Raw genomic sequence first — 17,310 nt, forward strand, 5'->3', positions numbered from 1 at the left:
ATGAAATATAAAATACCTTTCAGCACATCAAAGTACTTTTTATTCAGCATATTAACTTTGTTCGCTTTTTTTAGTTTTTCTTTCCAAGACAACAATGAATCATCAGATGACATTGAAAGAATTGTCGTCACTGCTGACTTAAATCAAGGCGATTTATCAACATTACCGATCGCAGCGACTGTACTCAGTTTCGATGTAATTGAAAAACGACAAGCAAGACATTTACAAGACCTAGTTTCGTTAGTGCCAAACTTGAATTTTAGCTCCGGTGCATCTCGTGGGAAATTTGTACAAATAAGAGGGATTGGAGAACGTTCTCAGTTTGCTGAGCCGATCAATCCGTCGGTAGGTATTTTGTTAGATGATATTGATATTTCTGGTATTGGCGGATTAGCCACAGTGTTCGATTTACAGCAAGTTGAAATCTTATCCGGTCCACAGTCTGTGGCGACAGGTATGAATAGTTTAGCTGGTATTGTTAAGCTTGTTAGCAACAAAGCCAGCGAAGAAGAGTTTGCTCAAATAAGTGCAAGTTATGGTCAATTTAATGAATCACGTTTAGCCGGTGTTTATTCAAATTCCCTGACGCAATCAGTGAATGGCCGCTTTAATATTCAATCTACTAAAAGCGATGGCTTTGTCGAGAACTCTTTCTTAAACAGAGAGGATACTAATGGTATAGATGAGTTAAGTGCGACAGCAAAGTTTGATATTGAGTTATCTGAAAAAAGTTTGTTAGCACTTAATTTATATCACTTTGATATTAATAATGGCTATGATGCATTCTCATTAGATAACGATAACATAACACGTTCTGACGAGCCTGGTTTCGATAAACTCGATGCGCAAGCAGCTAGTGTTAAGTATTCTCACGATTTTTCTGCACATAAGTTGCAAATGACTATGTCGAGTATTCAGGCCGATACAGACTACGGCTACGATGAAGATTGGACATTTGTAGGCTTTCATCCTTTTGAATATTCATCTTTTGATCGTTATCAGCGCGAAATAACACGGCGCAGCGTTGATGTGAAATTAGCCAATATCCAATCGACTAACGACAGCTTAGCTTATTTAGTAGGTGCTAATTTTAATCAACATAAAGAAGATCTCTTGCGTGTTTATACATTTAACGAAGGAGACTACAGTAGTCAATATAACCCAACAAATAGTGCTGTTTATGGGCAAGTAACATTTGCGTTGAATAAAGATTTAGCGCTTCGTACAGCGGCTCGTTTAGAAAAATTCGATGCAGAGTTTGCAGATGCTGAAGGTTTTGTTGCAGATATAGACGATACTCTAATCGCGGCATCAGCGTCACTTGAATACAAACTAAGTAATAGTTTTATTTATGCTAAAGCTTCTCGAGGCTACAAAGCTGGTGGCTTTAATATTGACCAAAGACTTGATAGCGCCAATCGGATTTTTGCCCCAGAGTTTAATAACAGTTTAGAGCTAGGATTAAAAACACAAGCTGAAAATTTATTTTATACCTTCACTGTTTTTCACATGCGAAGAGATGATGCTCAAGTGAGTGATTTTGCTGTGTTTACACGTGAGACAGACGACGGCAGTGTGGTGACTTCATTTGCAGATGTGATAGGGAATGCGGGTTCAGGAATAAACCAAGGTATAGAGTTTAGTGCTACCTGGGATATTAACGATGCATGGCTGGTGCAAGCAAATTTGGGTTATTTAGATGCACATTTTGATGATTACACAAAAGTAGATGGTTCGGTTACACAGCGCCGTCAACAAGCACAAGCACCTTATTATACAGGCTTTTTATCTTCTATTTGGCAAATAAACGACAAGCTATCTTGGTACGTCGATATGGATATGAAAGATGATTTTGGATTTTCAGATGGTCATGATGAAAGAGCGCCTTTTACCACAATCGTTAATACAGAACTTAATTGGCAAAAAGATAGCTATAAAGTACAGCTATGGGTGAAGAATATATTTGATCGGCAACAATTTACAAGAGGCTTTGGTGGATTTAGTAATGACCCAAGAGACGAATATGCATTTACTGAGCCTTATTATCAATTTGGACAACAAAGACAAATCGGCCTAAGCGTCACTTACACTTGGGAATAGGAGAAGTTAAACAATGAAACTAGCCGTCGAAATATCCTTGTATCCGTTAAATGAAGATTATGTGAAATATATAAAAGCGTTTATTGACCGCTTAAATGAAGACAAAGCTTTATTTGTTTCCACGTCGCACACAAGCACCATAGTAAGTGGTGAGTATGATCATCTAATAGAAACAATGCGCATAGAAATGAAAAAAACATTTGACGAATTAGGCCAAGCTATTTTTGTATGTAAATTCCTCAATGCAAATAATATGGATTTAAGCTAACTTGAACGAGATTTGGCAGTTATTTCTCACACAATGGCAGCAGCAGAGTATCTTCGAAGTATTCGCATTTATTTTTGCTGTTGCTTATATTTGGCTAGCGTCTGAAGAGTCTATTTGGTGTTGGCCAGCTGGCTTAATCAGCACGGCTTTATATTCTTATGTATTTTGGGAAGTGTCTGTTTTTTATCAAATGTTACTCAATATTTACTACATGGGAATGGCAGTCTATGGCTTTATCTCTTGGCAAAAACAAGGTGAAGACAAAACCGTCATATCAAAGTTTACTTTAAAGCATCATTTGATTTTCTCAGGCTTGGGAATAGGCATTTCCATTCTGTTTTATTTCGCCACAATATACTGGTTCACATATCAATTAGTTTGGCTCGACATTAGCATAAGTGTTTTCTCTTTGATGACCACTTGGCTAACCGTTAAGAAAATACTTGAATGTTGGATTTACTGGACAATAATTAATATAGCGAGTCTGGTCTTGTTTAATGAAAATGCTTTGTACGTTTCAATGCTCTTGATGATAGTTTATATTATTATCGCCATAAGGGCTTGGGTGCAGTGGCGGCAAACTTATTGTAACATCGTAAAGGAGAGTCAATTTAGCAACATCAATTAAAGTATGAAAACGAATATTAGCTTGGGTTCAAAGGTGTTTAAACAAATCTTGCATCAGTTAAGACTGCATGATGTGATTGAGTGTAAGACTAACGAAGTTGAAACCACGCTTTTAAATTCAGGGGCGCTCAATCAGGCTTTTAAGTTAAAAACAACTCAAAAAACTATCTTATTGAAGGTCTTCAGTGACATAGAGAGTGTTCCTGTTGATAGGACGGGTATATTTAAATTACAAGAAGAGTTAGCGATTTTGGGCTTAGCGCCAAAGCCAATTTATCTGAGCCAAAATAAACGTATATATTGTGAAGAGTGGTTGTCTCGCGCGCATACTGGATCTAACAAACTGGATCTTAGCAATAAAATAGATATGCTAGCAGAATCTTTGCATAATATTCATTCGTCCTTTGTTTCGGTGCCTGTATTACCGTTATTGCAACATTGGGAGGTTTATTGGCAGCAAATTGATAGTCCATCTGACGATTTATGTGCTCAATACAAACAAATGAAACTAACATGGCAGGATCTTTTAAAACACCACGAATCGGATTTTGTCCTATGTCATAACGACCTGCATTTAGATCATGTAGTTTCTCCCCAAGGACCTTTTTACGATTGGGAGTATGCTGCAAAAGGCTGCCGATATTTTGATATCGCAAATTGTGCGAGTATTAATGATTTTGACGATAAAACCCTAATAGAATTATGCCATTCATATGCACATTTAAGTAACTTGAAAGCCTCTCAAGTCGAACAGAATGTGTTTCGTGTAAAAGATGTGGTTGCGTTTACTAACTATCTTTGGCATCAATCTTTAGGTATCGAGTAAAGCAATTACACGCTGCGCTGTGCGAAAATTGAAAAAGGGTATGGATGCAGTAATGAAATCACTTTATTTATTGAGTCGGATGGTTATAATGCATGTCCAGCGTAGGGGTGTAGTTCGAATTGGTAGAACAGCGGTCTCCAAAACCGACGGTTGGGGGTTCGAATCCCTCCACCCCTGCCAACATTTACTTGATCGAGGTTAGTGTGTCTGAGCTTGATATTAACAGTCAACATATTGCTCAATTGCAACACATGGGCATAGATCTGTATTCACTACATAAAACATTAAACGTTATTGATTTTCGTTGGTTGGATGATGTTTTAAGTCTGTTAGATACTTATTTGTCGATATCAAAAGACTCCACTGGAGAGCGTGTTTCGATATTTTCTCTTAGTTTTGGTCATTCATCAATTTCACTTAACTTAGATGACAAACAATTACAGCTCCCTGATACCACCCTATTATCGGAAAGTGATTTTAAGCGGCAGGTATGGCAAACAATTAAACATTTGAGCAAGTGAAGATTTACCACGCAAGACAAAAACCAGAGTTACTTGAAGAAGCCTATAGGCTATTTTGTGAACATCGATATCGTGCTTGGCAACTAGCTACCTTCAAGAGTGCATTCATGGCCGATGTGTCACTGATATCAATTGATGTTGTGGATACTAAAACCCAACTATGCGGCTATTTGTTAGCGCGTATAAGCCTTGACGAAGCCGAGATTGACGATATTAGCGTTTGTAAACAATATAGGCGCTTAGGTTATGCATCTTCATTACTGTCTGAGTTAATATCCACACTAGAAACTAAGCAAATAAAGCGAATACTATTGGAGGTAAATAGTAATAATTCACATGCAATTTCACTTTATCAGCGATTTGGATTTCGTCAAATTGGCATGAGAAAAAATTATTACGATGTACAAGACAATCAAAAAGAAGATGCGTTAGTCATGTTAAGAGAATCATGATTTTTGACAGAGTCAAAATTTATCAGAGCATAAAAATCTAATTTTCGGTAGAATACGGCGCTTTACTTTTGGATAGCAAATTCCGATTTAGCGTAATGCTAGCGGGTAGCGTTAAATAATTGGCAAATAATTGGGTTAATAAGGTTTTAAAAACGATGAGCGATGGCAATTTTCTCGAAGAAATTAATAAGCGAAGAACATTTGCAATAATTTCGCATCCTGACGCCGGTAAAACCACGGTCACAGAAAAAGTGCTGTTGTTTGGACGCGCATTGCAAACCGCAGGCACGGTAAAAGGTAAAAAGTCAGGCCAGCATGCCAAATCAGATTGGATGGAGATGGAGAAAGAACGGGGAATATCGGTTACAACCTCTGTTATGCAATTTCCTTATCAAGAGCATTTAGTGAACTTACTAGATACTCCCGGACACGAAGATTTCTCAGAAGATACTTATCGAACGCTTACGGCTGTTGATTCTTGTTTGATGGTAATTGATGCGGCAAAAGGGGTTGAAGATCGAACGATTAAATTAATGGAAGTCACTCGCCTTCGTGATACTCCTATTATTACTTTGATGAATAAACTAGACCGAGATACACGCGACCCTATTGATTTATTAGATGAGGTCGAAAGCGTATTAAAAATAAAATGCGCACCTATTACGTGGCCTATTGGTATGGGTAAAGAGTTTAAAGGCGTGTATCATTTATTACGTGATGAGACCATTTTATATCAAACAGGTCAGGGGCACACTATACAAGAATCTCGAGTTATTAAGGGCTTAGACAACCCTGAACTCGATGACGCAATTGGTTTATATGCAGATGAACTGCGTGAAATGCTTGAATTAGTGCAAGGTGCATCTCATGAATTTGAGCTAGAAGCATTTTTAAAGGGTGAGTTATCCCCCGTGTTCTTTGGAACAGCTTTGGGCAATTTTGGTATTGATCATATGTTAGATGGTCTTGTTGAATGGGCACCCACGCCCTTGGGTAGACAAACCGACCAAGACACCTTTGTCAACGCAAGCGATAACAAATTCAGTGGTTTTGTTTTTAAAATTCAAGCGAATATGGATCCTAAACACAGAGACAGAATAGCGTTTTGTAGAGTGGTTTCTGGAAAATATCAAAAAGGAATGAAAATGCACCACAGCCGCATAGGTAAAGATGTGCGAATATCTGATGCATTAACATTTCTTGCTGGAGACCGTGCATTACTTGAAGAAGCTTATGCAGGCGATATTATTGGCTTACATAATCATGGTTCAATGCGCATTGGTGATACTTTTACAAGTGGTGATAAATACATCTTTACCGGTATACCTAACTTTGCGCCGGAATTATTTAAACGTATTAGACTCAAAGATCCTTTAAAGCAGAAGCAATTACTTAAAGGCCTGATACAATTGGCAGAAGAGGGCGCGGTACAGGTATTTAGACCACTTGTTAATAATGATTTAATTGTGGGTGCCGTAGGAGTCCTTCAATTTGATGTTGTAGTTGCTCGTTTAAAAGCTGAATATAACGTAGATGCGATTTACGAGCACGTAAATGTGAGCACAGCTCGTTGGGTTTACGGGGATGACAAAAAGGTTGATGAGTTTAAACGTAAGTCTGAAATGAATTTGGCCTATGATGGCGGCGATAATCTTACCTATATAGCCCCGACAATGGTTAACCTCAGCTTAGCACAAGAACGCCATCCTGATATTAAATTTGCCGCTACGCGCGAACAATAAAAGATAAACATCATGCACATACAACAAAAGCTTATTTCTAAATTTGCAGAAGCGCTTAACAGTCTTGGCTTTGCAGATGCCGCCGTGCCATTGGCAAAAAACACCCGAGCTGGCTTTGGTGATTATCAATTTAATGGCGCTATGGGTCTGGCTAAGAAATTGAAACAAAATCCGCGAGATATCGCTCAACAAATTTTAGGGACGGTAGAGTTAGACGGTATTGCCGAGAAACTAGAAGTTGCTGGACCAGGATTTATTAATATTTTTCTCAGTAATAAATGGTTGTCAGAGCAAACGATGTTAGCGTTGACCGACGCGCGATTAAATATACAGAAAAAAGTCGAGCAAACCATAGTGGTAGATTATTCCGCTCCCAATTTAGCCAAAGAAATGCACGTTGGACATTTACGTTCCACCATTATTGGTGATGCGGTGGTCAAAAGCTTAGAATTTTTGGGACATAAAGTGATTCGCCAAAATCATATGGGCGATTGGGGCACCCAATTTGGTATGTTGCTTGCACATTTGCAAGACAAATTGGCAAAAAATGAAGTTGCTGAATCAGCACTGAGTGATTTAGAAGATTTTTATAGAGAGGCAAAAGTTAGGTTTGATGAAGAAACCGGTTTTGCTGATAAAGCACGCGAATATGTCGTCAAACTCCAGGGAGGAGATGAACAATGTTTGCAATTGTGGCAAAGCTTTATTGATATTTCTATTGCTCATTCTGAAGATGTTTATAAAAAATTAAACGTGAGTCTTACGCGCGATGATGTTATGGGTGAAAGTGCATATAACCACGATTTAGCCAATGTGATTGCAGACCTAAAAGAAAAAGGTATTGCTCAAGAAGACCAAGGTGCTCAGGTAGTGTTTTTACCTGAATTAGCCGATAAAAATGGCAAGCCAGCGGTATACATTGTACAAAAATCCGGTGGCGGATATTTATATTCCACAACGGATTTAGCTGCAGTTAGGCACAGATCGGGTTATTTAGGCGCAGATAGAACTTTGATTTTTACTGATGCTCGTCAAGCCTTGCATTTCAAACAGACTGAAATTGTTGCTCGAAAAGCGGCATATATAAAAGCTGAACAGGAGTACCAACATTGTCCATTCGGCATGATGTTGGGCAAAGACAATAAGCCTTTTAAAACAAGAACGGGTGGAACAGTCAAGCTAGTCGATTTGCTAGATGAAGCTGTAGAGCGTGCAGAGAAATTGTTGTTAAATAGAGAAAGTAGTTTGTCTGAAATACAAATTGAAAGCATGAAAACAAAGTTAGGAATTGGTGCGGTTAAGTATGCAGATTTAAGCAAAAATAGAACCACTGATTATGTGTTTGATTGGGATACCATGCTTAGTTTTGAAGGAAATACGGCTCCTTATATTCAATATGCGTTTACTAGAACTAGAAGCATATTCGTCAAAGCAGGACTCGATTTAAATCACACTGAGTTTCAAGTAAATATTGATCACGAACTAGAAAAGTCACTAGCTTTACACGCTCTGCAATTTCAAGATGCCCTAGAAATTATGGCGAAAGATGCAACTCCACACGTATTGTGTACCTATTTGTATGAATTAGCAGCATTATTTATGCGTTTTTACGAAGCATGTCCTATATTGATGGCAGGCGTGAGTGAACGTGATAAAGAAACTCGATTACAGTTATGTTTACTCACAAACAAAACTCTTGGCAAGGGCTTAACAATATTAGGCATTGAAACTATGGATAAAATGTAGCAAATGTTACCTAGCAATTTGTTCAGACTCAGGTGGAGGTGTTAAATGTTTTGTCAGCTTAATGTATTAAATTTGGAATTAAATAATGTGTAAATTATTAGCGTTTAGTGGCAGTTTGCGTAAACAATCGTTTAATCAGAGTATTGTTGAGTGCGCTGCGCAAGGCGCGAAAGATGTTGGTGCTGAAGTAACGATTGTATCATTAAACGACTACATCGCGCCTTTGTTCAACGAAGATGACGAGGCTGTTTCAGGAATTCCAAAGGGTGCTAAAGCCTTTAAACAATTACTAATGGAACATGATGGCTTTTTGATTGCTAGTCCTGAATACAATAGTAGTTTTAGCGCAGCCTTCAAAAATGCGATAGATTGGGCATCACGAATGGAGCAGGGTGAGAAGCCTTTGCAAGCTTTTCGGAACAAAACTGCTACACTCATGGCTTGTTCGCCAGGTGCATTGGGCGGAATGCGTGTTTTAGTCCCAACTCGTATGTTGTTAGGGAACCTTGGAATACATGTGCACCCCAGTCAACAGGCGATTGGTAAAGTATCTAGTTTAATTAACGAAAAAGGGCAGGTTATTGATGAGAAGACCATCGAAAAATTACATGTTCTTGGGGCACAAAGTGTCGCTTATACCAAAGCTTTAAAATAAGTTATTTAACGAATTTTTTAGTGTTCTAAGCCATTCTGATAGTGGCAGCTCATAAACTCATATTCTTATGTTAATTAGGGTGTTAGCCCTGTTAAACAGGCTTGTTTTTAGGTAAACTCGCGCCAGTCGTTTTTGAAAAGATGAATTATGTTTGAAGTAAACCCAATAAACAATGCCATAGCTGATATCCAAACCCGCACAAAAGCGCTTCGGGGGTACCTTTGACTACGATGTTAAAGTAGAGCAGCTTGAAGAGGTATCACGAGAATTAGAAAACCCTGATGTTTGGAATCAGCCAGAGAAAGCGCAAAGTCTGGGCAAGGAAAAAGCAGCACTTGAGCTAATTGTCCAAACTATTCAACAGTTAGAGCAAGGCGTACTAGATGTTGAAGGCCTTGTAGAATTAGCTATTGAAGCCGAAGACCAAGAGACGTTTGATGAAGCCCAGCAGGAATTAGATGAACTAATAATTGCCCTTGAAAAACTAGAGTTTCGTCGAATGTTTTCTGGACCAAATGACAGTAATGACGGTTATTTGGATATTCAGTCGGGTTCTGGCGGCACAGAAGCTCAAGATTGGGCTAATATGTTGTTAAGAATGTATTTACGTTGGGGCGAAGAACAAGGCTTTAAAACCGAATTGTTAGAAGCTTCAGACGGGGATGTAGCCGGAATCAAAAGTGCTACCATACGGTTTAGTGGTGAATACGCATTCGGTTGGTTACGCACAGAGACAGGTGTTCATCGATTAGTAAGAAAGTCGCCCTTTGATTCGGGTAGTCGAAGACACACTTCATTTGCCTCGGCATTTGCATATCCTGAGGTTGACGACAATATAGATATTGATATAAACCCGGCAGAACTTCGCATAGATACTTATCGGGCTTCTGGCGCGGGTGGTCAGCACGTTAACCGCACAGATTCAGCGGTACGAATTACGCACGTGCCGACTAATACTGTTGTCCAATGTCAAAATGACAGGTCGCAGCATAAAAATAAAGATCAGGCAATGAAGCAACTGAAAGCAAAACTTTATGAGCTTGAAATGAAAAAACAAAATGAAGAAAAACAGGCAATGGAAGATAATAAATCTGACATTGGTTGGGGGAGTCAAATACGCTCCTATGTTCTGGACGATTCGCGTATTAAGGATTTGCGTACCGGTGTTGAAACTCACAACACACAAGCAGTATTAGACGGTGATTTAAATAAATTTATTATTGCAAGTTTGAAGTCAGGTATATAATTACTTTGGCTATTACAAACGGCAAGTGACACTAAACAAAAAAGTTCAAAAAATACAAAAAATGGGAAACTCGATGAGTATTGAGCAGCAAGACGAAAATAGATTGATAGCAGAAAGACGAGCAAAGCTCAGTAATATACGTGAAAACTGCCCTTCAAATGGTTATCCAAATCAATTTAAACGCGAGCACTATGCTGAAGACTTGCAAAACGCTTTTGGCGAATTAGAAAAAGACGAACTTGAACAAGCAAAAAATAAAGCAACTATTGCGGGTAGAATAATGGCAAAGCGTGGACCATTCTTGTTGTTACAAGACATGACGGGTCATATACAAGCCTATGCTGATAAAACTGCTCAGAAAAGCATAAAAGCACAATACGGCACACTAGATATTGGCGATATTATTGGTGTTAGCGGCGATATTCATAAATCAGGAAAAGGTGATTTGTACGTCACCATGGACAGTTTTCAATTGCTGACTAAGTCACTTCGACCTTTACCTGAGAAGTTTCATGGCCTGGCCGATCAAGAAACAAAATATCGTCAACGTTATGTTGACCTTATTACTAACCCCGATACACGTAAAACCTTTAAGATGCGCAGTGAAATAGTCAACGGTATTCGCGCTTATTTGACAGAACGCCGTTTTATGGAAGTTGAAACGCCGATGCTACAAGTTATTCCTGGCGGGGCTACAGCTAAACCTTTTGTTACTCATCATAATGCGCTCGATATTGATATGTACCTTCGAATTGCACCAGAGCTCTATCTCAAACGCTTAGTTGTTGGAGGTTTTGAGCGAGTTTTTGAGATAAACCGTAATTTCAGAAATGAGGGTTTGTCTACACGTCATAATCCTGAATTTACCATGCTAGAGTTTTACCAAGCTTATGCTGATTATAAAGATTTGATGAACCTTACTGAAGATATGTTGCGGGAAGTGGCGCAAAAAGTACTAGGGTCTACTACTATTAAAAATCATATACGCAATGCTGACGGTGAAGTCACAGACACTAAAGAATATGATTTTGGTAAACCATTCACTCGTTTAAGTATGGCAGACGCTGTTTTGAAATATTGGCCTGAAGCAAACGAAGTGGCAATAAAAGATCCTGAAAATAACTTGCCTGCCATGAAAGAAATGGCAAAAGCCTTACATATTAAAGAGCCAGAAGTTGATGGTATTTGGGGCGCAGGCAAATATCTTTGCGAAATTTTTGAGGCGACCGCTGAAGAACAGTTGGATCAACCTACCTTCATTACGGAATACCCATGGGAAGTATCTCCTTTAGCTAGACGAAATGACGAGAATAGTTTTGTTACCGACCGTTTTGAATTTTTCGTTGGTGGAAGAGAATTGGCAAACGGATTTTCTGAATTAAATGATTCTGAAGATCAAGCCGCTAGATTTATGAAACAAGTAGAAGAAAAAGATGCTGGGGATGACGAAGCCATGCACTTTGATGAAGACTATATTACCGCTCTAGAATACGGGCTTGCACCCACCGCCGGTGAGGGTATTGGTATTGACCGACTAGTCATGTTGTTTGCAGATTGCGCTACCATTAAAGATGTTATTTTGTTTCCGCATATGAAGCCGCTAGGACAAGAATAAGCTATTAGGAAAAACATAGTAACAAGTCTTATGTAAACCTCGGTGCACCCCGCGTGTTAGCGGGGTTTTTCTTTATTCTTTATATCATTGAATAATCGCACAATATTAGGAACATTTAGTTCTAAAATGTTAGCTTGCTTAAGTAAGAAACCCAATACGCCGTCTATTTCGGTCTGCCTTTTATTTCTGAAGTCTTGATGCATAGAAGAATAGTTTTCTGCGGTTAGGGTAATTACTTCATCAATTCGCTTAGATAGAGCGTCAGCTTCAAACACAAAGCCATAGGCTTGCAACACACAAAAAACTTCGGACTTTAATTGAGAGACCTGATTTGGATAATCTCTAAGTTGTCCATTTTTTATGTTGAGAATGGCCGTAAGCGGGTTGATGACAGCATTTATCGCAAGTTTACTGAGTAGAATAGTATCCACACTTTCTGCCCAACAAGCATTAGGGTGATATTGCAGTAAAGTTTTTATTGCAGGGTGGGCATTTTGTTCAGTGATACTATTATTTTTAGTGTGGTTAAGGTTTTCAGCCCGAAGTGCACTTTTCCAAATACCTAATTCTAAACGACCGTAAGCGGTCATTTGAACATTATTATTTACAAGGTATCCGGCATCGGTAGTGGTACCTATATAGATGTCATTATTCGGGAAATTTTGCTGCAGTAACTCACCTCCGCCAACGCCATTTTGAATTAATATGAGACAAGTGGAGGCGGCTAAGTTGGGTTTTAGTGCATTGATGACGCTATCTAATTGATGATATTTAACAGGGATTATGATGGCGTCATAACATGTCTTAAAAACCGACTCGATAGTCTGCACCTCGGCATTGATGGCCAACGCGTTTTTTGCATCAGGTAAAGTCAAGGTTTTAACTGGATTATTATGATGACGACATAATAAATGGATTGGTTGCGAGTTTAAGTAATGAGCAAAAATATTGCCAATCACACCGTTTCCGATGATGCCTATAGTCATTTGTATTCAATCATATTATTTTTAGCATTTTCGACCCGATTCTTTGCTCGGTTTGGATGCTGATACCGAGGCCAGTTAAAAGAAGTTGGATCTTTCATTTGCCCCAATAAATCTTTGTCAAAGAATGCGCCTTGTGTAGGGAGAGCCGTGCAGCTAAAGTTTTCGCCTAAATAGGTAAAATTTAACATAAGACTATGCAAATACAAGCGGTCAGCAACGGCGCCTTTGTATCGAGAGTCGCCTAAAATAGTGCTCCCCAGTGATTTAAGAGCTACACGAAGTTGATGGGTTTTGCCGGTAATAGGTTTTAGATAATATAGATATCTCGGTGCATGAGACACGAGCTTTGTGGCTTGATTTAGTGTTTGTCTTTGAAAAAATGTCACAGCTGGAGACTTTGTAGACGATGCTAGCTTATAACTTCCATTCCTGGATTTGACCATGTCGGTGCTGATACGACCTTGTTTTTTGCTCGACTTTTTATCGCTCAAGGCAATGTAGAACTTTGTTATTTGTCTATTTTCGAATAGAGCACTTAATGCTGCTGCGGGGCTTTTATGTTTAGCTAGAAGTAGACATCCACTTGTATGTGTGTCTAAACGATGGACAAGATAAAGAGGACAGGTTAGTCCAATTTGTAAGGCCCAAGCTAAAATTGTTTGTACATTTTTATTATTATGCGCATTACTGCCTTGATGCATACTAACGCCGCTAGGCTTGTTAACAACAACAAAATCATCATGTTCAATTATGATAGCCGGATGTGACATCTATAAACTAGCAGCCTTATTGACTCTCGTTAATAATGCTAATAGCTTTAGCGTATTGCAACTCTTCTACCAAAGAGAAAAGCAAGGTTTTTTCATCAACAGCAAGACCCAAGCTATCTATGTACATATGAAGCGTATCATCATCAATAAATTCGTGACGTTGTAATCGTTCTAAAAATATTTGCTTATGGTTGTGTTTTTTCTGTGTTTGTGAAAATTCTGCTACATTATTTGTTTCTAAATCTATGGTATCGATAGCATCACAAGTCTCTTTCATCAAAGCCTCGAACGTATCAAGTAAGGAAACATCGATATTCTCATTTTTCAATTGTTGGTCGAAGATTTTGGCACAGTCATAAAGCGCTATTAACCCCAAGTTTCCAGATAAACCTTTGGTAGTATGTACTTTTAATTTAGCATCTTTGATATTTTCGGCGTCGAGCAAAGATCTTACATCAGACGGAACACTAGCAAATTCATTTTTGAATTTTTGTAGCATGCGCTGCAGAAGGTCTGAATTTCCTCCTAATTGAGAAAGTGCGAATGGCACATCAACGAGATTTTTCGATACGTCCATTGGGTGTCTCCTTATTTATCAATAAGTGCTATGTTGATGAGAGATATCGATAAATTACTGTATTGAAAAACAAATATGTATTATTTTTTAATGATTGTCGACAGATTTAGAAATACAAATTCAATTTAATTTACTATTTTTTACATCTTTCTTTTTACATACATCTTTTTTTTATCCATCATACACAAGACCTGTCGAATTTTGCCATTTATCTGTGCAGAGCTGGACAACTTTTTATACTGTATTGCTGGACTTTATTTATGTAAAGCCAAAATCATTGAACCAGCCAAAGATACATACGTAAACAACAAATAAAAAGAATGAAAAATATGAAAAAATCTAGTTTGTTTAGCATGTTAGTCGTCGTTTATTTTATGCTCGCCGCTTGTCAGCAACCCCAAGTCGATAAAGACAAATCTTCGTTTAATCAGGCTGAATTAACCGGAGATGCTTTTAAATATCATCAATATGAACTAGAAAATGGCCTAACCGTCATTTTGCATCCAGATGGTTCAGATCCCTTAGTCAACGTAAACGTGACTTACCATGTTGGTTCTGCTAGAGAAGAATATGGACGATCGGGTTTTGCACATTTTTTTGAGCATATGATGTTTCAAGGTTCTGAAAATGTAGCTGATGAAGAACACTTTAAATTGATTACGGAAGCTGGAGGCAACTTAAATGGTACAACCAATAGTGACCGGACTAATTATTTTCAAACCATTCCCGCAAACCAGTTAGAAAAAGTACTATGGTTAGAAGCAGATCGTATGGGTTTTTTGTTGCCTGCAGTTACTCAAGAAAAATTTGAGAATCAACGCGAAACAGTCAAAAACGAAAGAGGTCAGCGGGTTGATAATAGGCCTTATGGCTTGCGTTCAGAAAGAGTTAGAGAAGCTTTGTATCCCAAAGGTCATCCATATTCTTGGTCAACAATTGGCTATGTTGAAGATCTAGATCGCGTTAATGTTGACGATTTAAAACGCTTTTTCAAGCGCTGGTATGGCCCTAATAATGCCGTTCTAACGATTGGCGGCGACATTGATATAGCTCAAACTAAGCAATGGATTAGCAAATATTTTGGCCCTATACCGCGTGGCCCAGAGGTAAAGTCGGCTAAAAAGCAACCGTCTGCACTAGACGAAACCCGATATATTACTTTAGAAGATAAAGTCCACCTGCCGTTGTTACAAGTCACATTCCCAACGGTTTATAGCGATCATCCTGACGAGCCAGCCCTTGATGTGTTAGCAAGTATATTGGGGAGTGGACGTACATCTTTATTATATAAAAACATGGTAAAAAATGGTTTTGCCGTGCAAGCGCAAGCAAGTCATCCTTGTCGTGAATTAGCGTGTGAATTTCTTCTCTTAGCGTTAGCTAATCCTAGCAAGGTAAGTGATTTAAGTGCTCTAAATGACATTATCAATGCATCTTTGGATGAATTTGAAAAAAGAGGTGTTGAAGATGATGATTTACAGCGTGTTAAAACGAGCATAGAAACAAGCAGTATTTATAACTTACAGAGTGTAGCAGGAAAAGTTGGGGTCATGGCATCAAGCCAAATATATAGGGGAACACCAGATACCGTTCAATTTGATTTAGACCGATATAATGCTGTCACTGAAGCCGATGTAATGCGTGTTTATAATACTTTCATTAAAGGTAAAAATGCTGTCGTACTAAGTATTGTTCCTACCGGACAAAGTAAAATTGCTGCTGCCCAGAGCAATTTTAGTTTACAAGATAGAGTAATACCGGTACAGCAAGAAATGGCCAATATTGGCGAAGCTCCGGTTATTATCGATTCTTTTGACAGAAGCATTCAGCCAAGCGCTCAAGCGAGTAAAGCCGTTAACGTTCCTCAATTTTGGGAAACAACTTTGGGCAATGGTATTAAGGTATTAGGACTCGAGTCAAATGAAACACCTACCTTGTCATTTTCGCTAAGTTTAGAAGGAGGGGTATTGCTCGATCCCTTAGATAAAACTGGCTTAGCTAGTATGACTGCCGCCATGATGAATGAAAGTACACTCAATTTTAGTAGCGAAGAGTTAAGTAATGAATTACGGTTAATTGGCAGTTCTATTTCATTTAGTTCGAATGGTCGGTACACAAATATTTACGTTAACACTCTAAGTAAACACGTTGATAAAACCTTAGCCTTATTGCAAGAAAAGTTATTTAATCCAGCATTCTTGGAAGCAGATTTTAAACGACTTAAACAGCGCAATATTCAAGCCATGGAGCAGTCTTTAAATAATCCATCTACGCTTATGTCGAGGGCGCGTGAAATGGTTTTATATGGTAAAGAATCACGATTAGGTATACCTGATTCTGGCACTTTGCAAAGTATTGATGCGATAACCTTGGATGATGTTAAAGGGTTCTATGAGCAGTATTACCGACCAGATTTTGCTACGCTTGTGGTGGTTGGTGACGCGGATAAAGCTAAGGTACTTGAATTCACAGTTATGTTGAATGATTGGAAAAAAAGTGGATACAAGCTTCCAGATTTCACAATCGATAAAAATATAGATAAAGGCAAATTGTTTATTGTGGATAATCCAGGTGGGGTGCAATCAATAGTGAATATCGTTCGACACGGACCTGTTTATGACCCTTATGATGAGTATTTTAAACTTTCATTAGCCAATTTTAGTTTAGGTGGAATGTTTAATAGCCGTATCAATTTAAATTTACGCGAAGACAAAGGGTACACCTATGGCACTCGCAGTCGCTTTTCAGGCGGTAAATTAACCGGCACATTTACTGCGTCTGCGGATGTTACGGCAGAGTTCACAAAAGAAAGCATACAAGAGTTTTTAACGGAGATTGAGCAGTATCAACAACATGGGATGACAGCAGAAGAGCTTGTGTTTATGCAATCGGCCTATACACAGTCTGATGCTTTGAGATATGAAACGCCAAGGCAAAAAGCAGGCTTTCTAATTCGTCTTTCTTCATTAGGCTTAGATGAAGACTACACTGCAAAACAACAAGAGATTATACAAAATATCACAACCACAGAACTAAATGCTCTAGCCGCCAAATGGTTAGTTAGCGATAAAATGCATATAATTGTTGTCGGAGATGCAAAAAAACTGCAAGATTCTTTAGAGGATTTTGATCGAGATATTGAAGTGATTGAAATACTGAGGTAGAAAAGTCGGTCTACT

Annotated in this window: 15 protein-coding genes and 1 tRNA gene; 13 read left to right on the forward strand and 3 right to left on the reverse strand. The window is 38.5% G+C overall.

Going from position 1 to position 17,310, the window contains the following annotated elements; genetic code table 11:
- The 12 genes from RM552_RS03375 (at position 1) to lysS (ending at position 11,798) form a co-directional block, all read left to right on the forward strand.
- Positions 1 to 2,100, forward strand: coding sequence for a TonB-dependent receptor (locus tag RM552_RS03375; RefSeq protein ID WP_311367378.1), 2,100 nt, complete (start codon positions 1 to 3; stop codon positions 2,098 to 2,100).
- A gap of 13 nt (positions 2,101 to 2,113) precedes the next feature.
- Positions 2,114 to 2,368 (forward strand): YkoF family thiamine/hydroxymethylpyrimidine-binding protein, encoded by a 255-nt coding sequence (locus tag RM552_RS03380; RefSeq protein ID WP_311367379.1) that lies wholly within the window; start codon positions 2,114 to 2,116, stop codon positions 2,366 to 2,368.
- Position 2,369: 1 nt separating this feature from the next.
- Complete coding sequence (gene pnuC, locus RM552_RS03385; RefSeq protein WP_311367380.1) at positions 2,370 to 2,996, forward strand: nicotinamide riboside transporter PnuC; 627 nt, start codon at positions 2,370 to 2,372, stop codon at positions 2,994 to 2,996.
- Positions 2,997 to 2,999: 3 nt separating this feature from the next.
- A complete protein-coding gene (locus tag RM552_RS03390; RefSeq protein WP_311367381.1) occupies positions 3,000 to 3,821 on the forward strand; it encodes a phosphotransferase in 822 nt (273 codons plus the stop codon).
- A gap of 103 nt (positions 3,822 to 3,924) precedes the next feature.
- A tRNA-Trp gene (locus tag RM552_RS03395) sits at positions 3,925 to 4,001 on the forward strand.
- Between the two features lie 23 nt (positions 4,002 to 4,024).
- Positions 4,025 to 4,342 (forward strand): hypothetical protein, encoded by a 318-nt coding sequence (locus RM552_RS03400; RefSeq protein WP_311367382.1) that lies wholly within the window; start codon positions 4,025 to 4,027, stop codon positions 4,340 to 4,342.
- Positions 4,339 to 4,794: a ribosomal protein S18-alanine N-acetyltransferase gene (rimI, locus tag RM552_RS03405; RefSeq protein ID WP_311367383.1), complete on the forward strand. Its 456-nt coding sequence runs from the start codon at positions 4,339 to 4,341 to the stop codon at positions 4,792 to 4,794. The genes RM552_RS03400 and rimI overlap by 4 nt, the downstream gene beginning before the upstream one ends.
- Before the next feature lie 155 nt (positions 4,795 to 4,949).
- A complete protein-coding gene (gene prfC / locus RM552_RS03410; RefSeq protein WP_311367384.1) occupies positions 4,950 to 6,536 on the forward strand; it encodes a peptide chain release factor 3 in 1,587 nt (528 codons plus the stop codon).
- A 12-nt stretch (positions 6,537 to 6,548) separates the two neighbouring features.
- Complete coding sequence (argS, locus tag RM552_RS03415; protein WP_311367385.1) at positions 6,549 to 8,282, forward strand: arginine--tRNA ligase; 1,734 nt, start codon at positions 6,549 to 6,551, stop codon at positions 8,280 to 8,282.
- Between the two features lie 85 nt (positions 8,283 to 8,367).
- Complete coding sequence (locus tag RM552_RS03420) at positions 8,368 to 8,937, forward strand: NADPH-dependent FMN reductase (RefSeq protein ID WP_311367386.1); 570 nt, start codon at positions 8,368 to 8,370, stop codon at positions 8,935 to 8,937.
- A 147-nt stretch (positions 8,938 to 9,084) separates the two neighbouring features.
- Positions 9,085 to 10,183, forward strand: a protein-coding gene (prfB, locus tag RM552_RS03425) for a peptide chain release factor 2 (protein WP_311367387.1) whose coding sequence is annotated in 2 segments (ribosomal slippage) — positions 9,085 to 9,159 and positions 9,161 to 10,183 — 1,098 coding nt in all. Because the reading frame shifts where the segments join, the coding sequence is not laid out codon by codon here.
- A gap of 73 nt (positions 10,184 to 10,256) precedes the next feature.
- Complete coding sequence (gene lysS / locus RM552_RS03430; protein WP_311367388.1) at positions 10,257 to 11,798, forward strand: lysine--tRNA ligase; 1,542 nt, start codon at positions 10,257 to 10,259, stop codon at positions 11,796 to 11,798.
- 56 nt (positions 11,799 to 11,854) lie between these two features.
- Here lysS and RM552_RS03435 read toward each other — a convergent pair whose 3' ends face one another.
- The 3 genes from RM552_RS03435 to RM552_RS03445 are packed head-to-tail and all read right to left on the reverse strand — an operon-like array spanning position 11,855 to position 14,131.
- Positions 11,855 to 12,784, reverse strand: coding sequence for a ketopantoate reductase family protein (locus tag RM552_RS03435; RefSeq protein WP_311367389.1), 930 nt, complete (start codon positions 12,782 to 12,784; stop codon positions 11,855 to 11,857).
- Positions 12,781 to 13,554 carry a pseudouridine synthase gene (locus RM552_RS03440; RefSeq protein WP_311367390.1) on the reverse strand — a complete coding sequence of 258 codons (774 nt, stop codon included), beginning with the start codon at positions 13,552 to 13,554 and terminating at the stop codon, positions 12,781 to 12,783. Before RM552_RS03440 ends, RM552_RS03435 begins: the two co-directional genes overlap by 4 nt.
- A gap of 16 nt (positions 13,555 to 13,570) precedes the next feature.
- Entirely contained in the window at positions 13,571 to 14,131 is a 561-nt protein-coding gene (locus RM552_RS03445; RefSeq protein ID WP_311367391.1) for an Hpt domain-containing protein, read from the reverse strand.
- 329 nt (positions 14,132 to 14,460) lie between these two features.
- Between RM552_RS03445 and RM552_RS03450 the strand changes: the two genes are divergently transcribed.
- Positions 14,461 to 17,295: a M16 family metallopeptidase gene (locus RM552_RS03450; RefSeq protein ID WP_311367392.1), complete on the forward strand. Its 2,835-nt coding sequence runs from the start codon at positions 14,461 to 14,463 to the stop codon at positions 17,293 to 17,295.
- The last annotated feature ends 15 nt before the right edge of the window (positions 17,296 to 17,310 follow it).

This window comes from Glaciecola petra (genome assembly GCF_031846345.1).
Classification (GTDB): domain Bacteria; phylum Pseudomonadota; class Gammaproteobacteria; order Enterobacterales; family Alteromonadaceae; genus Glaciecola; species Glaciecola petra.